This is a genomic window from Streptomyces swartbergensis, assembly GCF_002148965.1.
GTDB lineage: Bacteria > Actinomycetota > Actinomycetes > Streptomycetales > Streptomycetaceae > Streptomyces > Streptomyces swartbergensis.
The window spans coordinates 1-4,585 of sequence record NZ_NGFN01000504.1 but is presented as its reverse complement, the minus strand read 5'-3'; the positions used below and the strand labels follow the sequence as shown (position 1 = coordinate 4,585).

The 4,585-nt window shown below is 70.0% G+C and carries 5 protein-coding genes; 4 read left to right on the top strand and 1 reads right to left on the bottom strand.

From position 1 onward, the window contains the following. Positions 1-532 precede the first annotated feature (532 nt). The 4 genes from CA983_RS41035 to CA983_RS41020 all read left to right on the top strand — a co-directional run bounded on the left by CA983_RS41035 (position 533) and on the right by CA983_RS41020 (position 3,758). Complete coding sequence (locus tag CA983_RS41035) at positions 533-799, top strand: hypothetical protein (RefSeq protein ID WP_244207316.1); 267 nt, start codon at positions 533-535, stop codon at positions 797-799. 32 nt (positions 800-831) lie between these two features. Then, complete coding sequence (locus CA983_RS41030; RefSeq protein WP_086605752.1) at positions 832-2,067, top strand: amidohydrolase family protein; 1,236 nt, start codon at positions 832-834, stop codon at positions 2,065-2,067. Between the two features lie 32 nt (positions 2,068-2,099). Beyond that, positions 2,100-3,017, top strand: a complete 918-nt coding sequence (locus CA983_RS41025) for a TIGR03619 family F420-dependent LLM class oxidoreductase (protein WP_086605753.1) — start codon at positions 2,100-2,102, stop codon at positions 3,015-3,017. Between the two features lie 102 nt (positions 3,018-3,119). Further along, on the top strand, positions 3,120-3,758 hold the full coding sequence (locus CA983_RS41020; protein WP_086605751.1) for a response regulator transcription factor: 639 nt from the start codon (positions 3,120-3,122) through the stop codon (positions 3,756-3,758). Positions 3,759-3,778: 20 nt separating this feature from the next. Here the strand turns inward: CA983_RS41020 and CA983_RS41015 are convergent, their stop codons facing one another. Continuing rightward, positions 3,779-4,570, bottom strand: a complete 792-nt coding sequence (locus CA983_RS41015) for a hypothetical protein (RefSeq protein WP_086605750.1) — start codon at positions 4,568-4,570, stop codon at positions 3,779-3,781. Positions 4,571-4,585: the final 15 nt, after the last annotated feature.

Below are 4,585 nucleotides of genomic sequence, written 5' to 3'. Positions count from 1 at the left end.
GGGTGGAGCCGGGGCGGGGCGCTGACCTGCCCACGCGGCTTCGGGCGGTTCAGCTCGTCAACCCGCGGCTCGTCGTGAGCCACCGTTCCGTCACCGCTCTGTGGTGGATCGAGACCCTCGCCCCAGCTGCCGAGGCGCCCTTGGAGTTCATCGACCCCGGTCTCAGCTTTCGCGGCAAGGCGAAGGGTGTACGCGTACGTCGGACTCGCCTCGGTCTAGGGGAGATGGCGGTGCGGAACGGCCTGCGGCTCACGAGCCCCGTGCGTACGCTCACGGACCTGCTCTGCTCCGAGCCGAGGGACGACGCGCTCGTCGCCCTGGAGTCGGCGATCACCTACCGTCGGGTTCACGGTTCACGGCGGGCACCGCTCGCACGGCTGGACGCTGTCGCAGCCGCTCTGGCAGACCCGTGCCGAGGATCGGCGGAGGGCCAGCGCCTACTCGGGTTGTGCGATCCGCGGGCGGGGTCGCCGGCCGAGACCATCGCCCGTCTGCGCATGCTGGATGCCGGTCTCCGGCCGGAGTTTGCCAGGTGGAACTGTTCACCACGGCCGGTCGCCGGGTCGTGCTGGACTTCCTCTTCCGGCGCGAGGGGCTGGCCGTGGAGATCGAGGGGTACGCCTACCACGGCACCCGCGAGGCGCACCGGCGGGACGTCTCCCGCTTCAATCAGGTCCTCCAGTGTCCGGAGGTGCGCAGTCTCCTGCGCTACACCGCTCAGGACGTGTTCCGAGAGCCTGACCGGATGGTTGCGGAGATTCGCGCCTGTCTGGATTCTCTTGTCGTATCGCATAGCTGACGCCCCGTCAGATCAGCGCTACCGTGAGCGCCATGGACACCCACGAGAGCACGTTTCCGCTGATCATCTCCGTGGACGACCACACGGTGGAGCCCGCGACCGTCTGGCAGGACCGGCTCCCGGAGAAGTACCGGGGCGTCGGTCCCCGGATCGTCCGTGCGCCCGTGAAGGAGATGACGTTCCTCGGCGGGCGCTTCAAGCCCGTCATGGGCGAGCCCGGCGACGACGGTCCCGTCGGGGACTGGTGGGTCTACGAGGAGCTCCGCCGGCCCCTGACCCGCCTCGACACCGCCGTGGGGTACAGCAGGGACGAGATCAAGCTCGAGGTCATCACCTACGAGCAGATGCGGCCGGGGTCGTACGACGTCCCCGCCCGGCTCGCCGACATGGACGTCAACCACGTCCAGTCGGCCCTCTGCTTCCCGACGTTCCCGCGTTTCTGCGGCCAGACCTTCACCGAGGCGAAGGACCACGAGCTGGGCCTGCTCTGCGTCCGCGCCTACAACGACTGGATGGTGGAGGAGTGGTGCGGCCCCGAGGCGCGCGGGCGGCTCATCCCGCTCACCCTGATCCCTCTCTGGGACCCCCAGTTGGCCGCCGAGGAGGTCCGGCGGAACGCCGCACGCGGGGTCCGTGCCGTCGCCTTCTCCGAGATACCGCCGTACCTCGGGCTCCCCTCCATCCACACCGACGACTGGGACCCCTTCCTCGCCGCGTGCGACGAGACCGGCACGGTCGTCGCCATGCACATCGGCAGCAGCAGCCGGATGCCCTCCACCTCCGCCGACGCCCCGCCCGCCGTCGGCTCCACCATCACCTTCGCCAACTGCTGCTTCTCGATGGTCGACTGGCTGATGAGCGGCAAGTTCGAGCAGTTCCCGAATCTGAAAGTGATGTACGCGGAGGGGCAGATCGGCTGGATCCCCTACATCCTCGAGCGCGCCGACGTCGTCTGGGAGGAGAACCGCGGCTGGGGCGGCGTCGCCGACAAGGTGCACCGGCCGCCGTCCGAGCTGTTCGCCGAGCACGTCTACGGCTGCTTCTTCGACGACGCCTTCGGGCTGCGCAATCTGGACGCGATCGGACTGAACAACGTCCTCTACGAGACCGACTATCCCCATTCCGACTCCACCTGGCCCAAGTCCCGCGAGGTCGGCGAGGCGCAGATGGGGCACCTGGATCCTGAGGTGGTGGAGCGGATCGTGCGGCGGAACGCGATCGAGCTGCTGGGGCTGACCGACGACGGGCTCTGGGACGGGACGCGGTGAAACGGGACGCGGTGAAACGGGGCGCGGTGAGCCTGGCTTACGGGATCCAGCTCCCCGTCCAGTCCCAGAGCACCCTCTACGCCGAGCCCTGGGAGGCCGCCGCCGGGCCAGAGGACCTGCTCGCCGTGGCCCGTGCCGCCGACCGCGCCGGGTTCGCCTACCTGGCGTGCTGCGACCACGTCGCCATCCCGCGCCGCCTCGCGTCCGCGATGAGCACGGTCTGGTACGACCCCGTCGCCACCCTCGCCTTCCTGGCGGCGGCCACCGCGCGGACCCGGCTGCTCAGTCACGTCGCCGTGGTGGGGCTGCGGCATCCGCTGCTCACCGCCAAGCAGTACGCCACCCTCGACCACCTGTCGGGCGGCCGGCTGATCCTCGGGGTCGGGGCCGGACATGTGCGGGAGGAGTTCGAGGTGCTGGGGGCCGACTTCGAGCGGCGCGGGGCCGTGCTGGACGAGTCGATCGACGCCCTGCGCGCCGCGCTCGGGGCGGATGACTTCCCCGAACACCACGGCAAGCTGTACGACTTCGAAGGGCTGGGGCAGCGGCCCCGCCCGGCGCAGGACCGGGTCCCCCTCTGGGTCGGCGGGTCCTCGCCGGCCGCCCTGCGACGGGCCGCGCTCAAGGGCGACGGCTGGCTGCCGCAGGGAGATCCGAGGGACGTGCTGCCGGACCGCATCGCGCGGATACGGCGGCTCAGACAGGAGGCGGGGATCGAGGGGCCGTTCACCGTGGGCGCCATCGCCGAGCCCCTGTACGTCGGGACGCCGGACTGGGACGTCGGGCGGCGGACGGTCAGTGGGTCCGCCGACGCCATCGCCGAGTCGTTGCGGGCCTATCGGGCGATGGGGGTGGACCAGGTCCAGGTGCGGTTCCGCAGCCGGAGCAGGGACGAACTCGTCGGGCAGATCGAGCAGTTCGGGGAGGAGGTCGCGCCACTGCTGCCGTGAGCGCGTTCCTTGAAAGCTTGAACATGTCCACGCCGGTCTCCGTATGTACGGACGTACGGACACGTACGGACTCGTACGGCTTCGGCGGAAGGACACAGTGACGTGCGCACTTCCCGGAAACTCTCCGTCGCCCTCGCCTGCCCCGAGGGCAGCTGGCCGCATCCCGACTGGCCGGCCCCGGACGACCCGTACGTCGAGCGAGTGGTGAGTCTGCGCCCGCCCCCGCCCTTCCGCGTCCCGGGCGGCGTGGACGCCGTCGTCCTGCGCTGCGCCGAACCGGTGGACGCCCTGCGGGAGTTGCGGGCCGACGGCGTCCCGGTGATCGTGGTCGGCCCGCACCGGGACGCCGAGACCATCGTGGAGGTCTTCCGGGGCGGTGCCGGGTATCTGGTCGAGGGTGACTACTGCACCTGCATGCTCTCCTCGGCCGTCGTCGGCGCCACCATCGGGCACACCTACCTCTCCCCGGCGGCCTGCGCGGCCCTGCGCGAGGGGGCCCGGCAGAAGTCCACCGAGGACACGGCGCTGGAGCGGCTGCGCGGGCGGCTCTCACCGCGCGAGCGGCAGATCATGGAGCTGCTGTCGACCGGGCTGGGCGCGCAGGAGATCGGGCTGCGGTTACGGCTGAGCGAGAAGACCGTCCGCAACAACCTCAGCAACATCTACGCCAAGCTGGACGCACGCGGCAGCACGGACGCGGTCCTGAGGTGGCTGGGAGCCGCGCCCGTGCTTCGCATCTGAGAACGTCCGGAGTGCCCTGCCTACTGCGCCGGGACCTCCGACAGCGGGATCTCGACGTCGGTGACGTTCTCGCCGGCCTCACCGAATCCCGGTTCGGACCTCAGGGCGCGCGTGGAATTGCGCAGGCCCGACGCCTCCGGCGTCCCGCACTTCACGTTGCGCAGCCACAGACGCCCGTCGGGGGTGCCGTTCTTCAGGATCTGCGGATAGAAGACGTGCACGCTCGTGGCGCCCTCGCTCGGGGAGAAGAAGACCTTGCCTCCGTCCTGCGCCTCCTTGTACGTGGCCTTGAGGTAGCCGCTCACGTCGGTGCGCTTCGCGGACCACATGAAGAACGCGACGCTGTCCGGCTGCACGGTGTCCGTCCTGCTGAACTGCAAGGTGGTCGTCTTGTCGTCACGCGTGATGTCGATCTCGGACGTGCTGAACTTCACGCCGATCTCGAAGAAGGAATTCCCGAGTTTCGTGTCGGCGGCCGCGGTGAATCCGTCCTCCAGTTGAATGGTCCTGGTGACGGACGTGCTCACGTTGAAGGTCTTCGAGGCGGTGCCCGTCGATCCGCAGTTGTCGGTCACCGCGGAGACGCGCTGGTTGGGCCCGAGGCTGTTCCGCTTGAACTGGACGTCGACGAACTGGCAGTTCTCCAGCTTGTCCGAGTCCGCGGAGCAGTCGGCGGTCACCTCCGAGGGGGTGGCGGCGCCCGCGGGGTTCATCAGCGGCACGGCCACCGCGACGGCCGCCACCGGGGCCAGGGCGAGGGTGATGCGCTTCTTCTTGCTCCGGTGGCTTCTCGTGCGGCCGGTGCGTGTCATGGGGGTCTCCTGTGG